We start from the raw sequence: 26,543 nt of genomic DNA, 5'->3' as shown, positions 1-26,543 counted from the left end.
CGGCCGGTGGCGCCGCGGGACGCGAGCCGCCGGCCGGGCGCCGGTCGGCCCGGGTCCCCCGGGTTCAGGTGCCGGTGAGGTACGCCGAGACGACCACGTTCGCCGAGTACGCGCCGGCCGTGCGGTCGAAGGTGCCGCCGCAGGTGATCAGGCGGAGCTCGGCGCGGCCGGGTTCGCGGCGGCCGTAGACCCGGCTCGCGTCGAAGTCCTCGCGCGGGAAGACCTGGACGTCGTCGACCGTGAACTCGGCGACCGTGCCGTCCGTCCGGGTGACCAGGACCTTCGCGCCGGGGCGGGCCGCGCTGAGGCCGTAGAAGACCGCCGGGCGGGCCTCGGTGTCCACGTGGCCGACGAGGAGGGCCGCCCCGGCCGCCCCGGGCCGGGTGCCCGCGCCGAACCAGCCCACCGTGTGCGGCAGGTCGAAGGGCGGCGGGTCGATCGCGCCCGTGGCGTCCAGGCCGCGCGCCACGACGGGCGCGGCGATGCCGAGCGACGGGACCTCCACGCGCCGGGGTTCGACGGCGGCGATCGGCTCGTGGGCCGGGGGCAGCGCCGCGCCGAGCGGCCGGCCCACGGCGGCGATGTCGCCGTGGGTGGGCGCCGAGCTGCCCCCGGGGCCCTCCGTGACCTCGCGGCCCCAGAGCCAGAGCCCGAGGAGCAGCAGTGCCCAGGCCACGCCGGTGACGAGTCGCCCGGTGCCCGCCGGGCGGGTTCCGGACGTCATCGTCAGTCCGAGCCCGAGCCCGACCCCGCGCCGGAGCCCGGACCCGTACCGGAGGCGGCGCCCGTGCCCGTACCGGAGGCCTCGGCGGCGCGGCGGCGGGAGCTGCGGAAGGCGACGGCCACGGCGGCGATCGCGGCCATGCCGAGGCCGAGCAGGGTGTACGGGGTGCCGAGGCCGCTCTCGGTGGTGGTCTGGGCGACTCCGGGGGCGGCCGGGGCGGCGAAGGCGGCGGTGCCGCCGCCGCCCGCGCGGACCGGGGCGACCGGGGTCGCGTGGTGGGTCGGCTCGTGCGCCGGCTTGTCGGTCGGCTTGTGCGTCGGCTCGTGCGCCGGCTTGTCGGTCGGCTTGTGCGTCGGCTTGTCGGTCGGCCGCCGGTGGCCGACCTGCACGGTGCCGGCGTCCCGGTGGTCGTGGCCGTCGCAGACCACGGCGACCCGGTACGTACCGTCCTTGAGTCCGGACCTGACCGTGGTGTCCCCGGACAGGGGGCGGTCCCCGCCGTCCTTGCCGGTGAGCTCGACGTCGGCGACGAACGCCTCGGACTTCGCGGCACCGGTCGTGCCCTTGCAGCCCTGGACGCGGACGTCGACGTCGGCGCCGGGCGAGGCCGGGGACGGGGTGACGGTGGCCTTCACCCCGTCGTGGGCGTACGCGCCGCCGGTGGTGGGCGCCAGTACGAGCACCACGGCCGCCCCTGCGGCACGGAGAGCAATGGGACAGATGCGCATCGTGACCTCCTGGTACTGGCAGGTTCACCCGGATCGGCGCTCTTCGCATCCGCAGGGGACGGCGGCGGGGCGTCCTTACACGCGGTCGACGATGTCCGCGATCGAGTCGACGATCTTCGACGGGCGGAACGGGAAGCGGTCGATCTCGGCCTGGCTGGTCAGGCCCGTCAGGACGAGGAAGGTCTGCATGCCCGCCTCCAGGCCGGCCAGGATGTCGGTGTCCATCCGGTCGCCGATCATCGCGCTGGACTCGGAGTGGGCGCCGATCGCGTTGAGGCCGGTGCGCATCATGAGCGGGTTCGGCTTGCCCGCGAAGTACGGCTCCTTGCCGGTGGCCTTCGTGATGAGCGCGGCGACGGAGCCGGTGGCCGGGAGCGGGCCCTCCAGGGAGGGGCCGGTCTCGTCGGGGTTGGTGCAGATGAAGCGGGCTCCGGCGTTGATGAGCCGGACGGCCTTGGTCATCGCCTCGAAGGAGTACGTCCGGGTCTCACCGAGGACCACGTAGTCCGGGTCGTGGTCGGTGAGGACGTAGCCGATGTCGTGCAGCGCGGTGGTGAGGCCGGCCTCGCCGATGACGTACGCGGTGCCGCCGGGGCGCTGGTCGTCGAGGAACTTGGCGGTCGCGAGGGCCGAGGTCCAGATGTTCTCGACGGGGACTTCGAGGCCCATGCGCGCGAGGCGGGCGTGCAGGTCGCGGGCCGTGTAGATCGAGTTGTTCGTGAGGACCAGGAAGGGCTTCCCGGTCTCCCGCAGCTTCCTGATGAACGCGTCGGCGCCGGGGATCGGGACGCCCTCGTGGATGAGGACGCCGTCCATGTCGGTCAGCCAGGATTCGATCGGCTTGCGCTCTGCCATGGGTGCGGGACTCCTGCCGTACAGACGTGCGGTGTGCTGGGGGCGCCGCGACAGCGCTGTGGCGACGCCCCCAGGGTAGTCAGGATGCGGTGACCTTGACCCCGTCGATCGTCCAGTACCAGTTGTTGGCGCCGGTGTAGCGGAAGCGGAAGCTCACGCTGGACGCCCCGGCGGGGACGTTCACGGTGAGCGACTGCGGCTTGGAGACCACGTCGGAGGTGTAGCTCCTGACGACGGTCGGGGTGCCGCCGTTGAAGCCGGCCAGGACCTGGGCCGTCTGGCTGCCCTCCTGGCGGTAGAAGGTGGTGAAGTCCAGGGTCGCCCGGGTCGCGCCGGAGACGTCGTACGCGGGGGTCACCAGCGTCGAGTCGTACGTACCGGAGAAGGACTTGTCGGCCCACTCGTCGGAGTCGGCGACGGCGAAGACGCCCCGGGCGCGGACGTTGAGCTCGCGGGACTGGTCGCGCTGGGCGCGGGACCAGAACTCGTCGGTGGCGAAGGACCAGCCGCGCCACTCGGTCATGCCACCGGTGCCCATCGCGTTGTTGATGACGGACCAGCCGCTGGGTGCGGTACGGGTGAAGCCGAGGACCCCGGCGGGGATGCCGGTCTCGTCGACGCGACCGGAGAGCGATCCGTAGAGCGCGTCGAAGGGGTCGGTGGAGCGCTGCTGGACCGGCTTGCCGTCGAGGCCCCAGGACGGGTCGGGGACGATGCCGAGCTGGTGGAAGACGGTGGCGGCGACGTCGACGAGGCGGGTGTCGATCGGGCGGGCGCCGGCGGCGATGCCCGGGCCCTGGGCGAGGACGAAGGTGCGGCGCTCCTCGATGCTGGAGCCGCCGTGGCCGCCGCCGTCGGTGTGGCCGTGGTCGGTGGTGACGATGACCGTCCAGCGCTCGGTGGCGTACGACGGGCGGGCCTTGATGGCGGCGAGGAGGCGGCCCAGGTAGGCGTCCTGGACGTCGATGGCATCGAGGTACTTGCTGTGCGCTGCGCCGTAGTTGTGGCCGATCTCGTCGGTCTCGCCGAAGTAGACGAAGAGGACGTCGGGGTTCTGGTTGCGGAGGACGTCCTCCGTCGCCTCGGTGATCACCAGGTCGTTGACGACGTAGTTGTTGTTGAACACGAGCTTGGCGTCGGCGCCGGGGGTGACGGTGCCGTGGGTGTCCAGCTCGGGCCAGTCGACGGCGGCGAAGAGCGAGAGCTGCGGGCGGACCTGGTGCAGCCGGGCCAGGAATCCGGGGTACGTGCCGTAGTTCTTGCCGGCGAAGGTGTTGTCCTTCACGCCGTGCTTGTCGGGCCAGACGCCGGTGGAGATGGTGGACCAGCCGGGGCCGGAGGAGGTCGCGGCCATCGGGTCGGCGTAGAGCAGGGAGCGGCCGAACGTGCCGCCCGCCATCAGGGACTTGAGGTGCGGGGCCTTGGCCGCGTCGATCCTGTCGTACCGCAGGCCGTCCATGCCGACGACGAGCACCTTGTCCTTGCTGGTGCCGTCGGGGAGCGTGGGCGCGGCGGTGGCGGCCGCGTGGGCGGCGGGGGCGGCGAGCGCGCCGGCGGCGGTGACGGCCGCGCCGGCGCCTGCGGCGGCGAGCACGGTGCGGCGGGAGATGCCGGTGATCGGCATGTCGGAGTCCTCCGTGGAATTCCGTGGAAAGGGAAGCGAGGGCATGCCAACGCCCCTGATTTCTCAGGGGCGTTGACCTTCGGTTCGTACCCGTTATCTTTCCGCGATGTACGGGGGCTTTCCAGGGGCGTGCGGTGAACTCTTGGCTGCGGGTCGGCTACGGGTCAGCTGCCGGTCGCGGACTTCCACGCGTCGACGTACGTCTTGAGGTTCTTGTCGATGTCGGACCAGTCCGGCTCGAAGATCTCGACGCCTTCGAGGAGCTTGGCGAGTTCGATGGCGTTGGCGTCGGTGGGCTTGACGTCCCTGCGGGCCGGGAAGCCGCCGCCGATCACGCTGACCTCACGCTGGGCCCGCTCGCTCAGCATGAAGTCGAGCAGCTTCCTGCCGTTGTCGGCGTGCGGGGCCTTGTCGACCAGGCCGGCGGCGTACGGCAGGGCGAAGGTGGTGGGCCTGCCGGTTCCCTTGGCAGGGAACCAGATGCCGAGGTTGGGCATGGACCGGGCCTGGGCGAAGTTCATCTGGACGTCGCCGTTGGCGACGAGCAGCTCGCCCTTGTCGACCTTCGGGGCGAGCTTGGAGGTGGAGGACGACGGGCCGACGTTGTTGGCCTGGAGCTTCTTCAGGTACTCCATGGCCGGCTCCTGGCCGCCGAAGTCGTGCATGGCCTTGATGAGGACGGCGGTGCCGTCGCCCGCCACGCCGGGGGTCGAGTACTGGAGCCTGTCCTTGTACTTGGCGTCGAGCAGCTCCTCCCAGCTCCTGGGCGCGGCCTGCAGCTCCTTCTTGTTGTGAATGAAGCCGAAGTAGTTGTTGACGACCGAGGTCCACTTGCCGTCGCCGGACTTGTCGCCGCCGCCGACCTGGTCGGCGCCCTTGGGCACGTACGCCTGGAGGAGGCCCTTGGAGTCGGCCTGCTGGATGAAGGGCGGCAGGGTCACGATGACGTCGGCCTGGGTGTTGCTCTTCTCGCGGAGGGCGCGCTGCACCATCTCGCCGGAGCCGCCCTCGACGTACTCGACCTTGATGCCGGTCTGCTTCTCGAAGTCCTTGAAGACCTTGTCGTACCAGCCGTCGCCCGCCTCGCCCTTGAGGCCGTCGGCGCTGTAGACGGTGACGGTCTTCGCGTCGGCGGCGGAGGTGGAGCCGCCGCAGGCGGTGAGGGTGGCGGCGAGGGCGAGGGCGCCGGTGACGGCGGCGATCGGCTTGGCGTGCGTAAGCATGGCGTCGTTCTCTCCTGATGACGGGTGCGGCCACCGGTTCGGGGCCGGTTAGGGCGTGTTGCGGAAGTAGCGCCGGCCGCCCGCAGGGCGGGCCCGACGGCGTCTGGTGCGTGCGATCGCAAGGCGGAGGGTCGCCCCGATACTGGATGTATCGGGGTGATCCCGACAACGCGGCGAGCGTGCGTGCCAGGCGCCGTCGGGCAGGCGGGACTTTCGCAACACGCCCTAGCGGAAGGAGGCTCTGGTACGGATGCGGGAGACGGCGAGCAGGGCCAGCAGGGTCGCGGCCATGAGGATCACGGCGAGCGCCGAACCGGTGAAGAGCGAACCCCGGTCGGTGGCCGTGAAGATGAGCACCGGAAGGGGCAGCCAGTCCGGCGGGTAGAGCATCATCGTGGCGCTCAGCTCGCCCATGGAGAGGGCGAAGCAGAGCCCGGCCGCCGCGTTCAGCGACGGCAGCAGGAGCGGGAGCCGCACCCGGAGCAGGACGTACGAGGGGCGGGCGCCGAGGCCCGCCGCCACCTGCTCGTACACCGGGTCGAGGCGGCGGACGGCCGCCGACACCGACTGGTGGGCGAAGGCCGTGACGAGGACGGTGTGGGCGAGGATCACGATCCAGCGCGTGCCGTTGAGGAGCACGGGCGGCTGCGAGAAGGCCACGAGGACGGCGAGTCCGACGACGACGGACGGCACGGCGACCGGCAGCATGAACAGGGCGTCGAGGATCTGGCGGCCCCGCCTGCCCAGGGCCGCGGAGGCGAGCGCCGCCCAGGTGCCGACGGTCAGGGCGATCAGGCTCGCGGCGACGGCGGTGACCAGGCTGGTGGTGAGCGCCTGGAGGGACTCCCCGCGCACGGCGGCCGCGTAGTGGGCGGTGGTGGGGCCGGAGGGGAAGGCGCCGGACCAGTGCGTGGAGAACGAGGCGGCGACGACGACGAGCAGGGGCAGGGCGAAGAGCGGGACGAAGAGGACCGCGAACAGCGCCCACGCCGTCCACCTGCCCGTACGGCTATGCACCAGCACGGCGGCTCACCCCCCGGTAGAGGACGTAGAGGCCCACGGAGAGCGCGACGTTGACGACGGCGACGACACAGGCGGCGGCGTAGTCGGATTCGAGGATCGCCTTGCTGTAGACGAGCATCGGGAGGGTCGTGACGCCCTTGGCGCCGGTGAAGAGGACGATCCCGAACTCGTTGAGGCACATGACGAGGACGAGGCTGCCGCCCGCGGCGAGCGCGGGCAGCGCCTCCGGCAGGATCACCTGCCGGACGATCCGCAGGGGCCGGGCGCCGAGGGAGGACGCGACCTCCAGCTGGGCGGTCTCCAGCTGGGAGAACGCGGCGAGGAGCGGGCGCATCACGAAGGGCGTGAAGTACGTGATCTCGGCGAGGAGGACGCCCCAGGGCGTGGCCAGGAACCGGAAGGGGCCGGTCGCGTCGCCGGTGACGTCCGTCCAGACGCCGTTGGCCATGCCGACCGTGCCGTAGAGGAACAGCAGGGCGAGCGTGACCAGGAACGACGGGAAGGAGAGGAAGACGTCGACGAACTTCGCGACCGCCCGCCCGCCCGGGAAGGGCACGAAGGCGATCACCAGCGCGAGCACGAAGCCGAGGACCAGACAGCCGGCCGTGGAGGCGACGGCGAGCCACACGGTGGTGACGAGCGCGTCGCGGAACGACTCGGAGGCGAGGACACCGGCGTAGGCACCGGGCGCCAGGGACTCCTGGACGACCAGCGCGAGCGGGTAGAGGAAGACGAGCGCGAGGACCGCGACGGGCGGCAGGGCCCAGACCCAGGTGGGGGTGGTACGCCTCGCCTTCGGGGTGCGTCCGGCGGGGGCGGCGGCGGTGACGGCGCTAGGGCGTGTTGCGAAAGTCCCGCCTGCCCGACGGCGCCTGGCACGCACGCTCGCCGCGTTGTCGGGATCACCCCGATACATCCAGTATCGGGGCGACCCTCCGCCTTGCGATCGCACGCACCAGACCCCGCCGGGCCCGCCCTTCGGGCAGCCGGCGCTACTTTCGCAACACGCCCTAGCCATCGGCCACCCCCGCGCCGAGCAGGACGGCGTCCTCGGGGGCGAAGTGCAAGGTGACCTCGGCCCCGAGAAGCGGCGTCTCCCGGAGCTCGCGCACGTCCGCCTTCACGCGGTGGCCGCCGACCTCGACGTACAGCCGGTGGGTGGAGCCCCGCCACTGGACCTCGGCGACGCGGCCCCGGAGCGCGTTCGGGCCGTCGCCGAGGCCGACCAGGTGCGGGCGGACGCACAGGGTGGCGCCCGAGCCGGGGGCCACGCCGTCGGTGGCGACCTCCAGGTCGGTCCCCGCGAAGGCGACCCCGCGCGCGCCGACCGTCACCGGCAGCAGGTTGGCGTTGCCGACGAACGACGCCGTGAACTCCGTACGCGGGCGCCGGTACAGGTCCTGCGGGGTGCCGCAGTCCTGGAGCCGGGCCTTGTCCATGACGGCGATCCGGTCGGCGAGGGTGAGCGCCTCGACCTGGTCGTGGGTGACGTACAGGATCGAGACCTCGGGCAGCTCCCGGTGCAGCCTCGCCAGTTCGGCGAGCATGCCGGAGCGGAGCTGGGCGTCGAGGGCCGAGAGCGGTTCGTCGAGGAGCAGGACGCGCGGCCGGATCGCGAGGGCGCGGGCGATGGCGACGCGCTGCTGCTGGCCGCCGGAGAGCTCGCGCGGGTAGCGGCGCGCGTAGGCGGCCATGCCCGTCATCTCCAGGGCCTCGGCGACCCGGGCGGGGATCTCGGCCTTGGGTGCCTTCTGCGCCTTGAGGCCGAAGGCGACGTTGGCGTCGACGCGCAGGTGCGGGAAGAGCGCGTACTGCTGGACGACCATGCCGATGCCCCGCTTGTACGGCGGGAGGGCGGTGACGTCCTCGCCGCCGATGAGGACCCGCCCGGAGGCCGGCCGCACGAAGCCGGCGACGGTCCGCAGCGCGGTCGTCTTGCCGGATCCCGAGGGCCCGAGGAGGGCCATGACCTCGCCGGGTTCGACGGTCAGGTCGAGGTGGTCCAGGACGGTGGTCCCGCCGTACGCGACGGAGACGCCCTCGAAGCGGATGCCGCTGTTCACGCCTCGGTCTCCGACTCCGTGACGAGCGACGGGAGTTCGGCGATCGAGGCGAGGACGTGGGTCGCGCCGTGCTCCTTGAGCGCGGTCTCGCCGTGGGCGCCGGTGAGGACGCCGGCCACGATCCCGGCGCCCGCGCGGGAGCCGCTGAGCATGTCGTACGAGGTGTCGCCCGCGACCACTACCCGGCGGACGTCGTCGACCGCGCCCGTACGGAGGAGGGCCGCGAGGACCAGGTCCGGGTAGGGGCGGCCCCTGCCGCCGGCGTCGGCCGGGCAGAGGGTCAGCTCGACGAGGTCGCGCCAGCCGAGGGCGTCGAGGAGGGCGTCCTGGGTGACCCGGGCGAAGCCGGTCGTGAGGACGACGGTCCTGCCCTGGTCCCGCAGCGTGGCGATGGCCTCGGCCGCGCCGGGGACGGGTGTGACCAGGCCGCCGGAGACGAGCTCTCCGTACGCCTCCTCGAAGGCGAGGTTGGCCTGCCGGGCGCGGCTCTCGTCGCCGCCGAGGAGATGGCGGAAGACGGAGATCTTGGACTCGCCCATGGTCGCGCGGACGTGGTCGATCATCGTGGCGGGGTCCTCGCCGAGGCGTTCGGCGGCGGCCGTGAAGGCCCGCTCGACGAGACCGCCGTCGGCGACGGTCGTGCCGGCCATGTCGAGGACGACGAGGTTCATGGGGTGCTTCGGGTGCATGGGGTTCTTCGGGTGCATCGGGTGCATCGGGTTCTTCGGGTTCATGGGGCTCTTCGGGTTCATGGGGCTCTTCGGGTTCATGGGGCGCTTCACCAGGCCAGTTCGTTCGCGGTCGTCTCGGCGATGGCGGGCGAGCACGTCATGCCGCGTCCGCCGGGTCCGGTCACCAGCCACACGTCGTCGGCGACCCGCTGGCGGTGCACGACCCTGCTGGTGTCGACGCACTGCGCGTACACCCCGGCCCAGCGGCGCCTGATCCTCGGCAGCGGGCGGCCGAGGAAGGACTCGACGACACGGGTGAGGTGGTCGTACGGGTCTTCGAGGGTGTCGAAGGCGAAGGGGTGCTCGTACTCGTGGGTGTCGCCGATGGTCAGTCCGCCGTCGAGCCGCTGCACCATCAGGAGCTGCATCCTGTGGGCGGCGGCGGTCGGGTCCTGCGGCCGGCCCTCGTTGAGGGCGTCCAGGGCCGGGGACGCGTACGCCGGGTAGTAGCGGAACGAGTCGGCGTCGGCGACGGAGGTGGTGAGCGGCTCGCCGAGGGGCGCGGTCTGCATCATCTGGAGCCGGACCCGGCGGACGGGTATCTCGCCGGCGATCTCGCGGACCAGGCCGGAGAGCCAGGCGCCGGTGCACAGGACGACGGCGTCGCCGGTGTGCGTCTCGCCCCGGTCGTCGCGGACGGCGCCCCGGCCGACGACGTCCCGGACCTCGCGGTTCGGCAGGAAGGTGTACTTCCCGGTGGCGAGCAGGGCCTCGCGGAGGGCGAGCTGGGCGAGGCGCGGCTCGACGGCGGCGTCCCGCTCGCACCAGAGGGCCGCCTCGAACGTCCCGCGCAGGGCGGGGTTGACCGCGCGGGCCTCGTCCGCCGTCAGCAGCTTGTAGCCGCGGGCGGCGGCGTCGGGCCGCGCGAGGGCGGCCTCGGCGACGGCCAGCTCCAGGTCGTCCCGTACGGGCGTGAGGGAGCCGATGGCCCGGAAGCCGAGCCCGGGGACCCGGGCGCCGATGCCCTCCCACAGCTCACGGGCGCGCAGGGCGGTGTCGAGCTCCTCCCCGCCGGCGCGGCCGCTCACCCAGATCTGGCCGAAGTTGCGGAGGGACGCCCCGCGCGCCTCGGCCTCGCGCTCGATGTGTACGACCTCGTGGCCGCGTTCCACTGCGTGCCAGGCGTGCATGGTTCCCACCACGCCGGCTCCTACGACGATCACCTTCATGGCCGAAACGGTCGTGGTGGCGGGTGGCCCGGACGGATCCGGCGGGGAACGGGACGGTGAACGGACCGACAAGCTTGGACCAGACCCGTTATCTGTTCGTTATGCAGTGTCCGGGGCTGCCCGGCAGGACCTGTGGGTCAGTCCTGGCGGCCCAGGTGCGCGGTGAAGCTGAACCGGTCGCCTCGGTAGAGCGTGCGGACCCGCTCCAGGGGGCGCCCCGAGGTGTCCCGGGAGACCCGGTGGAGCAGCAGCATCGGCAGCGCCGGGGGCGTACCGATGAGCAGGGCCTCGCGCGGGGTCGCGAGCACGGTCTCGATGCGCTCGTCGGCGTCGCCGAAGGTCACGCCGAGGTGGTCGTGGAGGTAGGCGTAGAAGGAGGAGTCCGGGTCGAACTCGGTGTCCAGGCGCGGGGCGCGGGCCTCGGAGACGTACGTGCTCTCCAGGCCGACCCGCTCGTCGTCGGCGAGCAGCACCCGCTCCATGTGCCAGACGGGTTCGCCGCGTTCGGCGCCGACCTCCGGCGCGAGCGCCTCCGGGCAGGGGAAACGGTCGAGGGAGATGAGGCTTCGGCCGGGGCGGCGGCCCTGGCGGCGGACGCCCTCCGTGTAGCTGGCGAGCGAGAGGGGCTGTTCGAGCTTGGGACCCGCGACGACCGTGCCCCGGCCCTGGCGGCGCACCCGTCCCTCCAGGAGCAGTTCGCGCAGTGCCTGCCGGAGGGTCTCGCGGGACACCTCGTACCGGACGGCGAGGTCGCGCTCGGTGGGCAGCAGCCCACCCTCCCCCAACTCGTCGACGAGCAGGGTGAGTTTCGCCTTCACGGCGTAGTACTTGGGAACCCTGCCGTGCTCGGGCACGCCGGAGCGGACGGGGGCGCCGGGGTCGGCGGGGGCGGTCTGGTAGTTCACGGAGGGATCGTCGCAGACGGGGATGAACGGGAAGGTGTACGGGACGTGGCCTGGGGGTGCGGGGCGCCGGGGGTACGGGGCGCCGCGGGTGCCTTGGGTGCCGGGGGCGCCGGGGGTACGGGGCGCCGCGGGTGCCTTGGTTGCCGGGGTGCGGGAGGGGGCGGGGGGCGGGAGGGGGCGGGGGCGGGAGGGGGCGGGGGTCAGCCTCGGGGGCGGGCTGCATTCGCCCGTCGGGCGGTGCGGACCAGGGTGGCGCCCAGCAGGAGCAGCCCGGCCGCGAACGAGCCGATCAGGAGGGCGTCGTCCCGGCCGGACTCCCTTCCCGTGTGGGCCAGTTCGCGATCCGGGTGGGCACCCTCCGCGCCCTCGGGGGGTTTCGGAGCCTCCGGCCTCCCGGAAGGCGGGGCCGACGGGTCGGCCGCCTCGCGGCTCGGCTGGGGCGGGGCCGACGCCTCGGGCTCGGCGGGGCCGACGGTCAGGCGGTACTCGTCGGCCGCGCCGACCCAGTCGCCGTCGGCGCCCCGGCGCTGGACGACCGCCGCGCTCACGGTGACCTCGTCGGGGGCGGTGTCCTCGCGGAACGCGAGCCGTACGGGGACGGTGAGGGTCCGGCCCGCGGGGACCGCGAAGCCGCCGAAGTCGGTGAACACGCCCACGTTCTCGGCCTCTTCGGTCGTCTCGAAGGCCACGGGCCGCCAGCGGGCCGAGCCCTCGTCGTAGAACTCGAAGCGGATCTGGGCCGGCCGGAGCACCCGGTCCCGGTCGGCGAGGACGAGGACGGGGTGGACGCCGGTGCAGAACGCGTCCGTCGCGTTCGTGAGGTCCAGCTTCCAGGTCCGGAGCGGGCCGCCGGCCGGGTACTCGTCCGGGCCGCCGTGGATCCGGGCCGCGAGCGGGAACCCGCCGTCGGGGGCGTTGCCGCAGGAGGGCGTGGGCGGATCGGGGGCGGGGACCTTCGGGGCCTCGGGGGCGGGGGGCGCGGGGGCGAGCGGCAGGGAGGCGGGGGTCCCCGGGGTGGATCCCCTGGGGGCGAGCGCCTGTGGACCGAGCTCCTGCGGACCGGACGCCATCGGAGCGGAGGCCTTGGGGGCGGAGGCCTTTGGGGCGGAGGCAGCCGGCGCCGGGGCCGCGAGTGCTGGGGCCGCGAGGGCGAGGGTCGCCGTCACGGCGGCGGTCACGGTCGCCGTCACGGCGGTCACGGTGGCGGTGGTCGCGGTCACGACGAGGGCGCTGCGCTGGCGCAGGGGGGCGGATGCCATGGGTGGCTGCCTTTGCTGCTCGCGGGCGTACGGGTCGGCCGCGACGCTGCCACGCCCGCGCGGGCGGTCCGGGCAGCGACACCGCCCCCACACCCGCACGGCCCGGGCATTCCGCCCGATCAGCCTATTGTCCGAAGATCGGAGCGAGAACGAGCCACGCCGCCCCCACCGCGACCGCCTGCGGCGCCGAGGCCACGGCGACCGGCGTCGGGAGCCCGAGCCTGGCGAGGACCTCCCGCACCCCGTCCGCGAACACCTCGGGCGCGCCGAGCACCACGCGCCCGCCGAGCAGGACCTGGTCGATGTCGAGGAGCCGTACGAGGTTGGCCGCGCCCGCACCGAGGATCCGCGCGGCCCCGGGGAGTTCGCCGCGCGCGACCGCCGCCAGGCAGAGGACCTCCAGGCAGCCGCGGCCGCCGCAGTCGCACGGGGGCCCGTCGAGCTGGACGGCCTGGTGTCCGAGCTCGCCGGCCCCGGTCCTGGCCCCGCGCAGCGGCGCGCCGCCGAGGACGAGGCCGGCGCCCAGCCCCGTACCGAGGTGGACGTAGGCGAAGGAGCCGGGGGCGCCGGGCCGGAGGGCGAGGCCGAGGGCGGCGGCGTTCGTGTCCTTGTCGAGGACGACGGGCAGCCCGAGGCGCCGGGCCAGCTCGTCCCGTACCGGGTACCCGTCCCAGGAGGGGAAGCCCGTCACGCGGCCGGGCATCCCGGCGCGATGGTCCAGGGGCCCGGGCATCGCGACGCCGACCCCGAGGACGGGGCGGGGTCCGGGGCCGGCCGGCTCCCGGCCTCCCTCACCGGCCGACTCCCGGCCTCCCTCACCGAGCGGCTCCCGGCCTCCCTCACCGGCCGGCTCCCGGCCTCCCTCACCGAGCAGCGCCCGTACCTCCTCCGTCACCGCGTCCAGGACCGGACCGGCCCCCGCCCCCAGGTTGACCGGGCGGCGGCGCAGGGTCACGACCGTGCCCGCGAGGTCCGTCAGGAGGGTCGTCAGCTCGTCGCGGTCGAGGTGCACGCCGACGGCGTGCCCGGCGGAGGGCTCCAGGCGCAGGACCGTGCGGGGCTTGCCGCCCGTCGAGGCGCGGTGGCCCGCCTCCGCCGCGAGGCCCTCGGTCCGGAGCCGGGCGGTGATCTTACTGACCGCCTGCGGGGTGAGACCGGTCCTCTCGGCCAGCTCCAGGCGGCTGATCCCCGACTCCCCCGCCGTGCGCAGGAGGTCGAGCACGAGCGCCGCGTTGTGGCTGCGCAGCGCCGGTACGTTCACGCCGCCGAGGCCCTTCGCATACATCTGCTCCCTCTTCACGCCCCCATTGTCGCGGCCGCTTGCACTTTGGCAACAGCGTTGCTTAAGTGAGGTGCATGACTGGCACAGGCTCCGGCACCGACACCGACCCCCGTACCCCGCGCACTCCGGGCGCCCCGCTCCGCGTCGGGCTCGTCGGCTACGGCCTCGCGGGCTCCGTCTTCCACGCCCCGCTGATCGCCGCCTCCGAGGACCTCACCCTCGCCGCCGTCACCACCCGCAACCCGGAGCGGGCCGCCGAGGCGCGCGCCGCCCACCCCGGCGTGCGGGTCGCGGCCTCCCCCGAGGAGCTGTGGGAGCAGGGGGCCGACGAGCTGGACCTGATCGTCGTCGCCTCGCCGAACAAGACGCACGTCGCGGTCGCCACCGCCGCCCTGGAGGCCGGTCTCCCCGTCGTCGTCGACAAGCCGCTCGCCGGTACCGCGGCCGAGGCGCGCGCCCTCGCAGCCCTCGCCGAGGAGCGGGGCCTGCTGCTCTCGGTCTTCCAGAACCGCCGCTGGGACAACGACTTCCTGACCCTCCGCAGGCTCCTCGACGAGGGCGCGCTCGGCGAGGTCCAGCGTTTCGAGTCCCGCTTCGAGCGGTGGCGGCCGCAGCTCAAGGGCGGCTGGCGCGAGTCCGGCGCCCCCGAGGAGATCGGCGGCCTGCTCTACGACCTGGGCAGCCACGTCGTCGACCAGGCACTCGTGCTCTTCGGCCCGGCGGTCTCGGTGTACGCCGAGTCGGACGTACGCCGCCCGGGCGCCGCCGCCGACGACGACACCTTCCTGGCGATCACCCACGCCGACGGGGTCCGCTCCCACCTGTACGTCAGTGCCACCACCGCCCAGCTCGGCCCCCGCTTCCGGGTGCTCGGGCAGCGCGCGGGCTTCGTGAAGTACGGGCTCGACCCGCAGGAGGCCGCCCTGCGCGAGGGCCTGCGGCCCGTGCCGGGCACGGTCTGGGGCACGGAGCCGGAGGAACTGTGGGGCCGGCTCGGCTCCGGGGAGTCCCCGGCGACCGGCGGCGGCACCCCGGTCCCGTCGCTGCCGGGCGCCTACCCGGCGTACTACGCGGCCGTCGCCGCCGCCCTCCGCGGCACCGGCGAGAACCCGGTCACCGCGCACGAGGCGGCCGCCGCGCTCGACGTCCTGGAGGCGGCGAAGCGGTCGGCCCGCGAGGGCGTCACGGTGAAGCTGTGAGCACGGTGGACGAGGTGGGCGCCCTGGAGGCGCAGGAGGCCCGGCTGGTCCTCCCCCGCTTCACGTACGAGGACGCCTGGACGCTCGGCAGCCTCCTCGTCGGCATGGCGCGGGAGCGCCGCGCCCCCGTCGCGATCGACGTCCGGCGCGGGGCCCAGCAGCTGTTCCACTGCGCGCTGCCGGGGTCCAGCGCCGACAACGACGCGTGGATCGACCGGAAGCGGCGGGTCGTCGAGCGGTACGGCGCGAGTTCGTTCCTGGTCGGCGCGCGGTTCCGCGCCAAGGGGACGACCTTCGAGGCGTCCTCGCGCCTCGACCCCGACCGGTACGCCGCCCACGGCGGTTCGTTCCCGGTCGCGGTCGAGGGCGCGGGGGTGATCGGCTCGGTCACGGTCTCCGGCCTGCCGCAGGCCGAGGACCATGCACTGGTCGTCGAGGCGCTGGAACGGCTGCTCAGTTCGTACGCCTCCGCCGACGGCTGACCGTCACCAGGATCCCGCCGCCGAGGGCGAGTCCCACGGCCGTGGCACCCATGACGATCTTCCCGGTGCCCGCGCCGGTCTCGGGCAGCTCGCCGTGCGGGCCGTGGTTGCCGCCGGTGTCGCCGTAACCGCCGGAGTCCCCGTAACCGCCCGGGTCACCGGAGTCGCCGTACCCGCCGGTGTCACCACCGGTGGAGCCACCGGTCGTGGGGTCGGTCGGCGTGGGCGTCGGATCCGTCGGCGTGGGCGTCGGGTCGGTCGGCGTGGGCGTCGGATCCGTCGGGGTCGGCGTGGGGTCCGTCGGCGTGGGCGTCGGGTCCGTCGGCGTGGGCGTGGGGTCCGTCGGCGTGGGCGTCGGATCCGTCGGCGTGGGCGTCGGATCCGTCGGCGTGGGCGTCGGGTCCGTCGGCGTGGGCGTCGGGTCCGTCGGCGTGGGCGTGGGGTCCGTCGGGGTCGGCGTCGGATCCGTCGGCGTGGGCGTCGGATCCGTCGGGGTCGGCGTCGGATCGGTCGGCGTCGGCGTCGGGGTGGGCTCCCCGCAGGACGGCAGGTCGCCGTCGAACGGATAGGCGTGCATCTCCTGGCCGCCGCCGCCCGTGGGTTCCGAAGCGTGCGTCAGGTTCCCGGTGGTGAAGAAGCGGCCGTTCGTGCCCGGCATCGTGACCGTCGTCGTGCTGGCCTGGTTGCCGACGAGCACACTGCCCGCGAACTGCGCCCCGCCCTCGAACTTGACCGTCGCCGCGTCCGGGAAGTTCCACAGCACGCGCTCGCGCAGCCCGTTCGGCAGCTGGTTGATGTTGGTGTCGACGGTGCGCTCGGAGCCGAGGACGTTGACCAGGACGGTCGCACCCGCCGGGATGCCCTCGAAGCGGATGTCCTGCGCCCCTCCGCTCGCCGACTCCAGGTCGAAGTCGACGTTGAAGACCTGGAGGGCCGAGCTTCCGTCGCCCGTGAAGACGGTCTCGTAGCTCTTGTTCTCGGCGGTTCCGGTGGCCGTCCGGGAGGCGCCGTCGACGTACGCGTAACACTGGCTGGCGTCGGTGAGCTGACCCCGCAGGGCGGTGTACCGGGCAGCGGCCGCGGCGTCGTGGACCGCGGCGGGGACCACTGTTCCGGAGAGCACGCCCCCGTACTCGACGACTCCCTTGACCGTGCCCTCCTCGGCGAGGAGGCTCTGCCCGGCGGCCACCGTGAGGTCCTTGCCGACGGTGAGGAACTCGCTGTCGTTGTCGGGCGGGATGCGCGAACCGGCACCGACGATGCCGACGTTGTAGACGCTCGAGACGCCGGCCTTCTTGTTCTGGTCGAAACCGCCGAGGACGACGATCTTTCCCTCGGCCTCGGCGGCGGCCTCACGGACGAGGAAGTCGCCGCCGACGAAGATGTTGATGTTGTTGTCGCGGTACACGACGGTGCCGCTGTTGATCTCGGGGTAGCCGCTGGGTGGGCAGTTGCCCGGCTTGCAGGGGCCGAGGCCGCCCGGCAGGGGATCGGCGAAGCCGTTGACGGCCAGCGCGCCGACCAGTCCGGTGGCGCCGACCGTGGCCGCGGCGATGGCAGCGAGGCGGCGCCAAGAGGGCCGCTGACCATGAGCGTTTCGTTCCATAAGGTGCAATATGCAAAAAAACAGTATGAAAATGGCGACGCCCCACGGGGACGCCGCCGATTTCACGCTTCACGCGCCGCACGCGTGATCATGCCCTCAGGCCGCCTCAGGCGCCCTTGAGCTCCTGCCGCTGCCGGCCGAGCCCCTCGACCTCCAGCTCGACGACGTCGCCGGGGCGCAGGTACGGCTTGGGCTCCGGCTGCCCCATGGCGACGCCGGCGGGGGTGCCGGTGTTGATGATGTCGCCGGGGTAGAGGGTCATGAACCGGCTGACGTACCGGACGACCTCCGCGACCGGGAAGATCTGGTCGGAGGTGTGGCCGTCCTGCTTGAGCTCGCCGTTGACCCAGAGACGGAGGGAGAGGTCCTGCGGGTCCGGCACCTCGTCGGCGGTGACGAGCCAGGGACCGAGCGGGTTGAAGGTCTCGCAGTTCTTGCCCTTGTCCCAGGTGCCGCCGCGCTCGATCTGGAACTCGCGCTCGGAGACGTCGTGGGCGACCGCGTAGCCGGCGACGTGCGCGAGGGCCTGCTCGTCGGTCTCCAGGTAGCGGGCGGTACGGCCGATGACGATCGCGAGCTCCACCTCCCAGTCGGTCTTGACCGAGCCGCGCGGTACGAGCACGGTGTCGTCCGGGCCGACGACGGTGTCGGCGGCTTTGAGGAAGACGACGGGCTCGGCCGGGGTGGCCTGGCCGGTCTCGGCGGCGTGACCGTGGTAGTTCAGCCCGATGCACACGACCTTGCCGATGCGGGCGATCGGCGGGCCGATCCGCAGGCCGGCCGCGTCGAGCGCGGGCAGCACACCGGCCGCGGCCGCGCCCCGGACCCGGTCGAGCGTCGAGGCGTCGGCGAGGAGAGCGCCGTCGATGTCGTCGACCAGGGCGGACAGGTCGCGGAGGGTGCCGTCCTGGTCGAGCAGGGCAGGACGCTCGGCTCCCGGCGGGCCTACACGCAGCAGCTTCATGGTCTTCTCCCTGTGGTCGAGGTGGGCCCGGGAAGGGCCCTGAGGTGCCCCGGCCGATGGAGTGCGGCCATCGGAGGATTGGTCGATCCTCCAAGACATCGGGTCACTCTGCAAGACCCCGTTCACGCACTGGACCCTTACGCGCGAGTAGCAACGGTGCCGGAGGCCTTCCTCCCGCCCGTCGGCCCCTTCTCCTCCCGGAAGAGGAAGGCCCGTTCGACGGCGCTCCAGGTGGTGCTGGTGACGACGTAGAGGGCGGCGGCGAGGGGGACGACGGCGACCGTGATGAGGGTGGCGAAGGAGAGCAGCGGCATCACCTTGGTGATCGCCCCCGCGCCGGGTGTGGGCTGGCCCAGGTCGAGGGGCTGGGCGGCGAGCTGCCGCTTCGTACGGCGGTAGGTGAAGACGGCCACGGCGGTGACGAGCGCGAACAGGACGAGGTAGACGCGTCCCGCCGGCCCGAACACGCCGCCGTGGGAGAGCGCGTCGGCCCAGTGGTCACCGAGCGGGGCGGCGAACAGCGTGTGCCCGGCCATCCGGTCACCGGAGAACAGGTGGTACATCAGGAGGAACGCGGGCGCCTGGAGAAGGCTGGGCAGGATCCCGGCGAAGGGTGAGACCTTCTCCTTGGCGTGCAGCTCCAGCATCGCCTTCTTGAGGCGCTCGGGGTTCTTGGCGTGCTTCTTGCGGAGGGCCGCGAGCTGCGGGGCGATCCGGGTGCGGGCCTTCTGGCCGCGGGCCGCGGCCCGGGAGAGCGGGTGGACCGCGAGGCGTACGAGCATCGTGAAGAGGACGATCGCGGCGGCCGTGGCGGTGGTGGCGAAGAGCGGCTGGAGCAGGTCGGCGAGCCGCTCGACCAGGGAAGCGAAGACGGACAAGGGAGCCCTCCGTGGGGTCTCGTCGTGCCGGGAGATATTCGGGTCTCGGCATGACGGATCCGCGTGAGGACCTCAGGCGTGCGGGCGCTCCCCGTTCTCCGGGGGTGCCGGCGTGGGCTCCCTACGCGGCCGTCGGGAGGGGACGGCCGGGAGCTCGGGGTCTGCGGCGGCCGGCGGCGTCTGGATCGCGCTGGGGCAGGAAGGCGGTCCGCCGCTCCCGGTCGCGTATCGCCGTGCGGACGCGGGTGGCCGGGACGGCGGGAGCCGCCGGGGCGCCGATCAGGGCGCAGACGACGGTGGTCGCGGCGAGGACGACGGCGGCGAGCCCCGCGCCGTCGGAGAGGAGGAGTCCGGCGAGGGCGAGCAGGAAGAAGACCGGCGCGAGCACGCGCAGCAGCCGGCTCCTGACCGTCATCTCACACCCCTTCCCGCCCGGTTCTCCGACACGTCTCACCCTGAAGACGCCCGGCCCGGATCAGGAGTTCCCGCGTCCGGCCACGTCTTCGCGCCCCGACGGGAACACGGGAGCGAGGAGCCGGCGGGGCAGGAGCAGCGCGCGGCCGACCGGATCGCCCGGATCCGGGTCGAGTCCCTCGCCGGGCCGCATCTCGACGTCGGCGGGCGGCACGGGGACGCGGCAGGCGGGGCATTCGCCGTACGCGCCGAGTTCGGTGCCGCAGGCGGCGTGGTGGAAGTGGCGCACCGGTACGGCTCCGGGGACCTCGGCCCGCCCCCAGGCGCCGAGCGCGCGCAGGACGGGCCAGAGGGCGAGGCCGCGCTCGGTGAGCACGTACTCGTCACGCGGCGGCGAGTCCTGGTAGCGCCGCCGGTCGAGGACGCCGGCCTCGACGAGGGCCTGGAGGCGGGCGGCGAGGACCGCGCGCGGGACCCCGAGGTGAACAAGGAAGTCGTTGTAGCGGCGGACGCCGTAGAAGGCGTCGCGGACGACGAGGAGGGTCCAGCGCTCGCCGACGACCTCGAGGGCGCGGGCGATGGAGCACTGCTGGTGGGCGTAGTCCTTGCCGAGTGCCATGGCTCCATCGTACCCATCACGGGTTCATTGAATGAACTGAGCTGCTAGCGTAGGTTCATTCAATGAACCAACAGGTGTGGAGGTCCCCACCATGCCCCGACCAGCCCTCACCACCCCCCGCACCCCCTCCCCTCTCCGTACGCGTACATCCCGCCCCTCCGCCACGCTCGCGGTGACCGGCGCGGCCACGGCCGTGGCCCTGATGAACTACACGGCGCCGATGCTCACCCTCCCCGCCACGGCCGCCGCCTTCGGGACGCCGGACTCGGCCCGGGCCTGGCTGCTCAACGGCACCCCGCTCGGCCTCGCCGTCCTCCTCCTGGTGGCCGGCAGCCTCGCCGACGCGCACGGGCGGCGCCGGGTCTTCCTCCTCGGCACCCTCGCCCTGGGCGCCGCCACCGCCCTCGGCGCCTTCGCGGGCTCCACCCTCACCTTCACCCTGGCCCGGATCGCCCAGGGCGCGGCGAGCGCGGCGGTCCTCGCGGGCAGCCTGGGCCTGCTGGCCGACGCGTACCCCTCGGGACGCGACCGGATCAGGGCGACCGGCGTCTGGGGCGCCTCGGTGAGCGGCGGCATCGCGCTCGGCCCGCTGCTCGCGGGCGCGCTGAGCCTGGTGGACTGGCGCCTGGCGTACGGGGTACTGGGCCTCGGCGCCCTGGTGATCGCTGCGGTGGGCGCCCGCGCGCTCGACCTGGAGACGGCGAAGCCGCCCCACGCACCCGCCCTCGAGACGAGCGAGCCGCCCCACGCACCCGCCCCGGAGACGGCGCGGCCGGCCCGGCGGACGCGCCCCGACCTCCCGGGCGCCCTCACCCTCGGCCTGGCCCTGGCGGCCCTGCTCACGGCACTCACGCTCGGCCGCGACGGCTGGCTGCGGGCGCCGGTGACCCTCCTGCTCCTGGCCTCCGCCGCCCTGACGGCGGTCTTCGCGACGATCGAGCACCGGAGCCGTACGCCCATGGTCGACCCGGCGCTCCTACGGCGGCCGGCGTTCCTGGCGTCGACGCTCGGGGCCCTCTTCACGGGCCTGGCCGTGATCGGCCTGTTCAGCGTGGTGCCGGCGCTGCTCCAGAGCGGGGCGGGGATGTCACCGCTGGGGGCGGCCTGGCTGTTCGTGCTCTGGTCGGGCACCGCGTTCGTGGTGGCGCTCCACGCGCGGCGCCTGGCGGGCCGGCTGTCCGCCGCGTACCAACTGACCCTGGGCTTCGCCCTGTCCGCGGCAGGCGTCCTCACCCTCCTCGGCGCGCTGGAAGGCCCCTGGCCACGCCTCCTCCCCGGCCTCCTGGTGGCGGGCGCGGGCAGCGGCCTCCTGAACGCCGCCCTGCCCCGGCTCGCCGTGGACTCCGTACCGCCGGAGCGTGCGGCGATGGGCTCGGGCGCGAACAACACCGCCCGGTACATCGGTTCCGCGGCGGGCGTGGCCCTGACCCTGGCCTTGACACCGGCGGGCCCGGACACGGCGCTCCTGGTCTCGGCGGGACTGGCCCTGACGGGCGCGGCGCTCACGCTCCTCCTGGGCCGACGAGCTTCGCCCACACCACGAGCCGGTAGGCGCTGCTGAACTCGGGGGTGCAGGTGGTGAGGGTGAGGTAGGAGCCGGCGGTGGAGTACCCGTAGGACGGCTTGACGAGGGACCGGGGCACGGGCCGGACGACACCGACGTCACGGGGCGCGGTCTGCGGAAGGACCTGGTCGACGCGGTACGTATAGGTACGCGCCCGGGTCCGCACAGTGATGACGTCCCCGGGAACGAGCCGGTTGATGTACCGAAAAGGCTCACCATGGGTGTTCCGATGCCCGGCGAGGGCGAAGTTCCCGGCCCGGCCGGGCCCGGCGGTGCCGGGGTAGTGCCCGACGTACCCCTTGTCGAGGACGGACCGCTTGGAGATGCCGTGGGCGACGGGCGCGGTGAGCCCGAGCCGGGGAATACGAAGCACGGCGAAGGCGGCGGAAGCCCGCACCGGCGGAACGGACACGTCACGCCCCGCGGACCGGGTCTCACGGGGCACGGCGGACCCCCGAGACCCAGGACTCTCCCCTATATCCCCACCTCCCTCGACCTCCCCTGCCTCAGGCACCTCAGACACCTCAGGCACCTCAGATTCCTCAGATGTCCCAGACGTCTCAGGTGCCTCCCCAGAAGGAGAGATCTCCCACTCCCGCTCAAGGACGGCGACCTGCTCGCGGGCCTCGGCGCGGGCCCGCTGGTTGGTCCACCAGAGCTGATGGACGACGAGCAGGAGAACGACAACCCCGCAGGTGACGACGGTCTCGGCGCACACCCACAGCACGCGGGCGCCGGCGCGACGCCGCCCCCGCCCCTGGACGACGACCGGCACTCGCGCCCGTCGCTCCCGCACCCTGTCCCGCACGCGGGGCACGATAAGCGCTGAGGCGCCAACTCTCCAGGCCCGTACAGCAGTACGGTGAAGGTATGCGCCCCGACACTGCTGCCTCCCACATCACCGAAGCCGAGCGCCTGCTGCGCACGGCAGCGCAGTACCCGGGTGACCGGGAACCCCTGTACCTCCAGGCCGCGGCCCACCGGGAACTGGCGGGCGACCGCCCAGGAGCGACGGCCCTCTACGACGACCTCCTCGACGGCTCCCCCGCGGACCCCCTCCTGATCAGGGCGCTGAAGGCGGCGAACCTCTGGGAGTACGGCCACGAGGCGGAGGCGCGGGCGATCATCGAGGGGGTCCGGGCCGCCAAGCCCACGGACGCGGCACCCTGGGAGATCACGGCGCAGACCCTGGAAACCCACGACGAACTGGAAGCGGCGGAGTCGACCCTCACGGAGGCGGCGAAACTCCTGGCCGCGCCGGCAGAACTCCCTCACGCCACGGTGTCCCTGATCACGACACGCCACCGGATCCGCCGCATGCTGGCACTGGAGCACGACGACTGGGACGACCGGGCGGACCGCCTCCACACGGCATCGGTCCCGCTGGACGAACTCCACGACCCGAAGCGCCTCTGGTCGCTCGGCTCCTCGGACCCGGCGGAACTCCAGGCCGAGATCACCCGCCTCCGCTCGGAACTGGGCACCTACCGCACGGCCCTCTCCCGCCCGTTCCCGGTGGCGGTCCTGCACTGGCCGGAAGCGGAACTCGACGAGCTCCTGGCGGCGTACCCGGAACTGGAAGCCGAATACCCCACGTACCGCGCCCACCTCACGGACATCGAGGCGTCCCTCCGCGAACTGGCCCAGGCGGGCACCCCCAACCTGGGCATCGTCCGCGCCACGGTCCCCTCCTACGAAGCCTTCGCAGCCTCGGAATCCACCCACCCCTCCGCAGCGGCCCTCCTCCCCCAATACGCCACCACCCTGGCAGCCCGAGGCCGAGCCACAACCTGGCCCCCGGCCCAGGACGCAGCGTGCTGGTGCGGGTCGGAGACGACGTACGGGGAGTGCCACGGGAGTCCGACCTCGCCGTGATACTCGAAGCGCCGCCGGCATGTCCGTGACAGCTGATACCAATGAGGAGGTCGATCAAGAGGGGAAGACGATGAGCGGGCTGTCCCACACCAGCGAGCCAATCTCAGGTCTCTACGAACAGTTGATGACTCTTCGGCTCGAAGTACAGCTCAAGACGCTCACGGATCGTGGTTGGCATGCGATCGAGGATGCTGTCGGCCCCGAGTCCTCCCCACGGGTTCTCGCACAACATGTGTCCGACACAGTGCGTCGCATCCTCGCCGGGCTACCTGAAGCAGACCGCGTACATGCGGCGAACCACATCCTCGAATCCATGAACACCATCGAGGGCGCTCGTGAATGGGTCGATCTCATCGCTGAGGGGCCGCGCCAGCTCCTTGCGATCGCAGAGCAAGAGGCCCAAGGCGTGTACCGCATCCGCCCTGCGACCCCGCTGGCGGAAACTGCCCTCATCACCAACGCACCGGAGGATCCCAACCTGGGGTTCGAGCTGCGAGCGGAGCTCGCGACAGCTGACCGGGTAGACCTCCTCTGCGCCTTTGTGAAATGGCACGGCCTCCGAGTCATCGAGCAGTCGCTGGAGGCAGCCCATGCGAGGGGTGTCCCCATACGGGTCATCACGACCACGTACATCGGCGCGACGGAGCGGCAGGCACTCGACCGCCTTGTCCAGCGCTTCAACGCAGAGGTGAAGGTCAACTACGAGCTCCGCTCGACACGCCTGCATGCCAAGGCGTGGCTCTTCCGACGGAACAGCGGCTACGACACCGCATACGTCGGTAGCTCCAACCTCTCGAAGGCAGCCCTTCTCGACGGGCTGGAGTGGAACGTACGACTGTCGTCCGTCGCAACCCCGGACGTCATCCGTAAGTTCGAAGCGACCTTCGATGCCTATTGGAGCGACCCTTCGTTCGAGACGTACGACCCCGACCGCGATGCAGCCCGCCTTAGCGAGGCGCTCCACGTCGCGGGCCAAGGTAAAGGGGCAGCGACAGATCAGCGGGTCACGCTGTCGGGCCTTGAGGTACGGCCGTACCCCCATCAGCGGGACATGCTGGAACGGCTCCAGGTCGAGCGGGAGGTGCACGGCCGTCACCACAACCTCCTCGTGGCAGCGACCGGCACGGGCAAGACCGTCATGGCAGCGCTCGACTACAAGCGCCTTCGACAGCGCTACGGTCGCGACCTGCGGTTGCTGTTCGTCGCCCATCGGCAGGAAATTCTGCGCCAATCGCTCCGCACGTACCAAGACGTTCTCGTGGACGCGAACTTTGGAGAAGAGCTGCACAGCGGGCTCGCGCCTACTGAGTGGCAGCACGTCTTCGCGAGCGTGCAATCTCTGAAGTCGCAGCGGCTGGAACAGCTGTCCCCAGACCAGTTCGACATCATCGTCATCGATGAGTTCCACCATGGCGTCTCCTCGACGTACCGCAAGATCATCGACCACTTCCGTCCACTGGAGTTCCTGGGGCTCACCGCCACTCCAGAGCGCATGGACGGCCGCAACGTCCAGGACGAGTTCTTCGACGGCCGTATCGCGGCGGAGATGCGGCTGTGGGAAGCGCTGGAGAACGACCTGCTGAGCCCCTTCCATTACTTCGGGATCACCGACAACACCGACATGAGCGCGGTCACGTGGAAGCGAGGAGCCTATGACTCATCGGCCCTCAGCGAGCTCTTCACCGGCAATGACGCCAGGGCACGACTCGTCGTCCAGGCCGTCCAGGACAAGGTGGCAAACCCGGGAGCGATGCGTGCCCTCGGCTTCTGCGTCTCCGTCGCCCACGCCACTTTCATGGCAGAGTTCTTCCAACGTGCAGGCCTCAAGGCTGTCGCGCTCTCGGGTGAGACCCCCCAGGAGGAACGGAAGGCCGCCCTGGCTGCCCTTCGCGCTGGCGACATCCAAGTGATCTTCTCAGTTGATCTCTTCAACGAGGGCTTGGACATCCCGGACGTCGACACACTCCTCATGCTGCGCCCGACCTCCAGTGCCACGGTCTTCCTTCAGCAATTGGGCCGGGGACTGCGCCGCACGGAAAGCAAGGCAGTCCTCACGGTGCTGGACTTCATCGGCCAGCACCGCAAGGAGTTCCGCTTCGAGGAACAGTTCCGTGCCCTCACCAACCTGACGCGGAACCGCCTGCTCGCGAACATCGAGCATGACTTCCCCCTGCTTCCGTCTGGCTGCCAGATCATCCTTGAGTCCAAGGCCAAGGATCTGATCATCGACAACATCCGCAGCCAGATCAGCATCAACGTCACGCAGCTCGCGCAGGAGGTTAGGCGGTACGGCACACCGCAGCTCGCGGCGTACCTGCAGGAGAGCGGTCGTGAACTCAAGGAGATCTACCGCGGCAATGGCAACTCCTGGACGGGGCTGCTTCGCCGATCCGGGCTGCTACCGAAGAACGCACCAGAGGGCGAGGGAGCGCTCCTCAAGCGCGTGTCAGCCTTCCATCACACAGACGACCCCGAGCGGATCGCCGCATACTCGAAGATCATCGAGGACGGCGCTCCCGCCTACAGCGATCTGAGCGAGCGCGATCAGGCCTTCGCGCGCATGCTCTACTTCTCGCTCTGGCCGCTCAGCGGATTCGCGAGCTACGAAGAGGGCCTGGAGTCGCTCCGCCCCCAGCAAGACTTTCGGAGCGAGCTCCGTCAGGTGTTGGCGTACGCACTGGACCGGCTCGACCACGTCCCGATCCGCCTGAGCGACTCGCTCGCCGGCCTCCCGTTGACCGTCCACGCCTCCTACAGCCGCGAGGAAATTCTCCCTGGCCTGGGCCAGGCCCTCGTCAACCGCGATCTCCCCGGAAACTTCCGCGAGGGTGTGAAGTGGTGCGAGGACATCACAACAGACGCTCTGTTCATCACCCTCGAAAAGGACGAGAAGGACTTCTCACCCCAAACTCGCTATCACGACTACGCCTTGAGCGAGTTCCTCTTCCACTGGGAGTCCCAGAACCGGATCTCGGATACCTCACCCACGGGCCGGCGCTACCAGAGCCACAAGACAAGTGGATCTCATGTCCTCCTCTTCGTCCGCCGCTACAAGAAGACCGACATCGGCGGCCCGCAACCGTGGCTCTTCCTCGGCCCGGCCGAGTACGTGACGCACAGGGGCAGCAAGCCGATGGGCATCACCTGGCAACTGCAGCACGAGATCCCCGCAGATGTATGGACGTACTCCACGATTGCCGCCGGGTAGCCCCACTCCTTCGGCCGCGTGCTGCGCATGGTGCAGCACGCGCACGCATGTCCGTGAAACTCCGCAAGAGTCCAAGGAAGGGCGGGAATCCACTACACGCCACGGCCGTCCTCAGCCTGGCGATCATGACCGACCTGAGCTTGCCCCT

Annotated in this window: 24 protein-coding genes; 5 read left to right on the top strand and 19 right to left on the bottom strand. The window is 72.2% G+C overall.

The features are described from left to right. Positions 1 to 64 precede the first annotated feature (64 nt). From ACF08F_RS14385 to ACF08F_RS14325, 13 genes are all read right to left on the bottom strand, one after another. Positions 65 to 724 (bottom strand): class F sortase, encoded by a 660-nt coding sequence (locus ACF08F_RS14385; RefSeq protein ID WP_392298801.1) that lies wholly within the window; start codon positions 722 to 724, stop codon positions 65 to 67. A 2-nt stretch (positions 725 to 726) separates the two neighbouring features. Further along, positions 727 to 1,410 (bottom strand): PT domain-containing protein, encoded by a 684-nt coding sequence (locus ACF08F_RS14380; RefSeq protein ID WP_392298800.1) that lies wholly within the window; start codon positions 1,408 to 1,410, stop codon positions 727 to 729. A 117-nt stretch (positions 1,411 to 1,527) separates the two neighbouring features. Continuing rightward, complete coding sequence (locus ACF08F_RS14375) at positions 1,528 to 2,307, bottom strand: HAD-IIA family hydrolase (RefSeq protein WP_392298799.1); 780 nt, start codon at positions 2,305 to 2,307, stop codon at positions 1,528 to 1,530. A 79-nt stretch (positions 2,308 to 2,386) separates the two neighbouring features. After that, positions 2,387 to 3,931, bottom strand: coding sequence for an alkaline phosphatase family protein (locus ACF08F_RS14370; RefSeq protein ID WP_392298798.1), 1,545 nt, complete (start codon positions 3,929 to 3,931; stop codon positions 2,387 to 2,389). A 164-nt stretch (positions 3,932 to 4,095) separates the two neighbouring features. Continuing rightward, positions 4,096 to 5,154: a 2-aminoethylphosphonate ABC transporter substrate-binding protein gene (locus ACF08F_RS14365; RefSeq protein WP_392298797.1), complete on the bottom strand. Its 1,059-nt coding sequence runs from the start codon at positions 5,152 to 5,154 to the stop codon at positions 4,096 to 4,098. 225 nt (positions 5,155 to 5,379) lie between these two features. Next, positions 5,380 to 6,177 (bottom strand): ABC transporter permease, encoded by a 798-nt coding sequence (locus ACF08F_RS14360; protein WP_392298796.1) that lies wholly within the window; start codon positions 6,175 to 6,177, stop codon positions 5,380 to 5,382. Continuing rightward, positions 6,164 to 7,060 (bottom strand): 2-aminoethylphosphonate ABC transporter permease subunit, encoded by an 897-nt coding sequence (locus ACF08F_RS14355; protein WP_392298795.1) that lies wholly within the window; start codon positions 7,058 to 7,060, stop codon positions 6,164 to 6,166. Before ACF08F_RS14355 ends, ACF08F_RS14360 begins: the two co-directional genes overlap by 14 nt. Positions 7,061 to 7,187: 127 nt before the next feature. Beyond that, the gene (locus tag ACF08F_RS14350) at positions 7,188 to 8,240 is read right to left on the bottom strand and encodes an ABC transporter ATP-binding protein (RefSeq protein ID WP_392298794.1); all 1,053 of its coding nucleotides are present in this window, start codon (positions 8,238 to 8,240) and stop codon (positions 7,188 to 7,190) included. Next, the gene (locus tag ACF08F_RS14345) at positions 8,237 to 8,929 is read right to left on the bottom strand and encodes a phosphonatase-like hydrolase (protein WP_392299109.1); all 693 of its coding nucleotides are present in this window, start codon (positions 8,927 to 8,929) and stop codon (positions 8,237 to 8,239) included. The genes ACF08F_RS14350 and ACF08F_RS14345 overlap by 4 nt, the downstream gene beginning before the upstream one ends. A gap of 89 nt (positions 8,930 to 9,018) precedes the next feature. Further along, positions 9,019 to 10,140, bottom strand: a complete 1,122-nt coding sequence (locus ACF08F_RS14340) for a TIGR03364 family FAD-dependent oxidoreductase (RefSeq protein ID WP_392298793.1) — start codon at positions 10,138 to 10,140, stop codon at positions 9,019 to 9,021. Between the two features lie 137 nt (positions 10,141 to 10,277). Then, a complete protein-coding gene (locus ACF08F_RS14335) occupies positions 10,278 to 11,045 on the bottom strand; it encodes a GntR family transcriptional regulator (protein ID WP_392298792.1) in 768 nt (255 codons plus the stop codon). Between the two features lie 200 nt (positions 11,046 to 11,245). Beyond that, positions 11,246 to 12,304, bottom strand: coding sequence for a hypothetical protein (locus tag ACF08F_RS14330; RefSeq protein ID WP_392298791.1), 1,059 nt, complete (start codon positions 12,302 to 12,304; stop codon positions 11,246 to 11,248). A 124-nt stretch (positions 12,305 to 12,428) separates the two neighbouring features. After that, positions 12,429 to 13,589: an ROK family protein gene (locus tag ACF08F_RS14325; RefSeq protein ID WP_392299108.1), complete on the bottom strand. Its 1,161-nt coding sequence runs from the start codon at positions 13,587 to 13,589 to the stop codon at positions 12,429 to 12,431. A gap of 71 nt (positions 13,590 to 13,660) precedes the next feature. On the opposite strand from ACF08F_RS14325, the gene ACF08F_RS14320 reads away from it, so the two are divergent. Further along, on the top strand, positions 13,661 to 14,785 hold the full coding sequence (locus ACF08F_RS14320; RefSeq protein ID WP_392298790.1) for a Gfo/Idh/MocA family oxidoreductase: 1,125 nt from the start codon (positions 13,661 to 13,663) through the stop codon (positions 14,783 to 14,785). After that, positions 14,782 to 15,267 carry a heme-degrading domain-containing protein gene (locus ACF08F_RS14315; RefSeq protein ID WP_392298789.1) on the top strand — a complete coding sequence of 162 codons (486 nt, stop codon included), beginning with the start codon at positions 14,782 to 14,784 and terminating at the stop codon, positions 15,265 to 15,267. Before ACF08F_RS14320 ends, ACF08F_RS14315 begins: the two co-directional genes overlap by 4 nt. On the opposite strand, the gene ACF08F_RS14310 is transcribed toward ACF08F_RS14315, so the two are convergent. The 5 genes from ACF08F_RS14310 to ACF08F_RS14290 all read right to left on the bottom strand — a co-directional run bounded on the left by ACF08F_RS14310 (position 15,239) and on the right by ACF08F_RS14290 (position 19,748). After that, positions 15,239 to 16,873: a choice-of-anchor A family protein gene (locus tag ACF08F_RS14310; RefSeq protein ID WP_392298788.1), complete on the bottom strand. Its 1,635-nt coding sequence runs from the start codon at positions 16,871 to 16,873 to the stop codon at positions 15,239 to 15,241. The genes ACF08F_RS14315 and ACF08F_RS14310 overlap by 29 nt on opposite strands. A gap of 106 nt (positions 16,874 to 16,979) precedes the next feature. Further along, positions 16,980 to 17,837: a fumarylacetoacetate hydrolase family protein gene (locus ACF08F_RS14305; RefSeq protein ID WP_392298787.1), complete on the bottom strand. Its 858-nt coding sequence runs from the start codon at positions 17,835 to 17,837 to the stop codon at positions 16,980 to 16,982. A 137-nt stretch (positions 17,838 to 17,974) separates the two neighbouring features. Next, entirely contained in the window at positions 17,975 to 18,715 is a 741-nt protein-coding gene (locus tag ACF08F_RS14300) for a YidC/Oxa1 family membrane protein insertase (protein ID WP_392298786.1), read from the bottom strand. Positions 18,716 to 18,836: 121 nt separating this feature from the next. After that, positions 18,837 to 19,130: a DUF6412 domain-containing protein gene (locus ACF08F_RS14295; protein WP_392298785.1), complete on the bottom strand. Its 294-nt coding sequence runs from the start codon at positions 19,128 to 19,130 to the stop codon at positions 18,837 to 18,839. Positions 19,131 to 19,190: 60 nt separating this feature from the next. Continuing rightward, the gene (locus ACF08F_RS14290; RefSeq protein ID WP_392298784.1) at positions 19,191 to 19,748 is read right to left on the bottom strand and encodes a winged helix-turn-helix transcriptional regulator; all 558 of its coding nucleotides are present in this window, start codon (positions 19,746 to 19,748) and stop codon (positions 19,191 to 19,193) included. Positions 19,749 to 19,839: 91 nt separating this feature from the next. Here ACF08F_RS14290 and ACF08F_RS14285 point away from each other — a divergent pair, with 91 nt between their 5' ends. Continuing rightward, entirely contained in the window at positions 19,840 to 21,309 is a 1,470-nt protein-coding gene (locus tag ACF08F_RS14285; protein WP_392298783.1) for an MFS transporter, read from the top strand. Here ACF08F_RS14285 and ACF08F_RS14280 read toward each other — a convergent pair. Further along, entirely contained in the window at positions 21,251 to 22,120 is an 870-nt protein-coding gene (locus ACF08F_RS14280) for a class E sortase (protein ID WP_392298782.1), read from the bottom strand. The two genes, ACF08F_RS14285 and ACF08F_RS14280, sit on opposite strands and share 59 nt — an antisense overlap. A gap of 62 nt (positions 22,121 to 22,182) precedes the next feature. Between ACF08F_RS14280 and ACF08F_RS14275 the strand changes: the two genes are divergently transcribed. Both ACF08F_RS14275 and ACF08F_RS14270 read left to right on the top strand, forming a co-directional pair. Then, positions 22,183 to 23,187 (top strand): SEC-C metal-binding domain-containing protein, encoded by a 1,005-nt coding sequence (locus ACF08F_RS14275; RefSeq protein WP_392298781.1) that lies wholly within the window; start codon positions 22,183 to 22,185, stop codon positions 23,185 to 23,187. Between the two features lie 70 nt (positions 23,188 to 23,257). Next, positions 23,258 to 26,395 carry a DUF3427 domain-containing protein gene (locus ACF08F_RS14270; protein WP_392299107.1) on the top strand — a complete coding sequence of 1,046 codons (3,138 nt, stop codon included), beginning with the start codon at positions 23,258 to 23,260 and terminating at the stop codon, positions 26,393 to 26,395. Positions 26,396 to 26,543: the final 148 nt, after the last annotated feature.

The organism is Streptomyces sp. NPDC015130 (genome assembly GCF_043080005.1).
GTDB lineage: Bacteria > Actinomycetota > Actinomycetes > Streptomycetales > Streptomycetaceae > Streptomyces.
Note: the sequence above shows the minus strand (reverse complement) of the source record. Positions and strands in the feature narration are given on the sequence as shown.